General features: G+C 53.1%; 1 protein-coding gene. It reads left to right on the top strand.

Going from position 1 to position 475, the window contains the following annotated elements; all coding sequences use genetic code 11:
- Positions 1 to 449: ATP-binding cassette domain-containing protein (locus ABG80_RS21615; RefSeq protein WP_152987680.1), on the top strand; the 449-nt coding region annotated here is incomplete at its 5' end.
- Between the last annotated feature and the right edge of the window lie 26 nt (positions 450 to 475).

The following is a 475-nucleotide window of genomic DNA, read 5'->3' as shown; positions in this document are numbered from 1 at the left end:
TGCAAAGTCTGGACCGAGTCGGCTTATTGCACAAAGCCTTAAGCCGTGTCGACGCATTGAGCGGCGGCCAGCAGCAACGCATCGGTATTGCCCGGGCTCTGGCTCAGCAACCTAAACTGGTGTTGGCTGATGAACCGGTAGCCAGCCTCGATCCTGCTACTGCAGAGCGAGTGCTAAGTCTGCTGCACCGCATTTGTAAAGAGGACGGGATTTCGGCGGTCGTCAGCCTGCATCAGGTAGACCTCGCTCAACGTTATGCCGACCGTATTATTGGCCTGTCCCATGGCCGAGTCATTTTTGATGCCGCCCCGCAGACTTTGGATCAAGCCAGTTACGACACGCTGTATGAACAAGTACCCCGTTCTTCTTTGAGCGTTCCACAAGACGCTCGAGAGGAACGGCTTATCGATACTTCATTTCCCATGCAACTTGCTACCGTAAAGGATTGATTATGAAAAAACTCGCATCCGCATTA

The organism is Aquabacterium parvum (assembly GCF_001447195.1).
Taxonomy (GTDB): Bacteria; Pseudomonadota; Gammaproteobacteria; order Burkholderiales; family Burkholderiaceae_C; genus Aquabacterium; species Aquabacterium parvum.
Note: the sequence above shows the minus strand (reverse complement) of the source record. Positions and strands in the feature narration are given on the sequence as shown.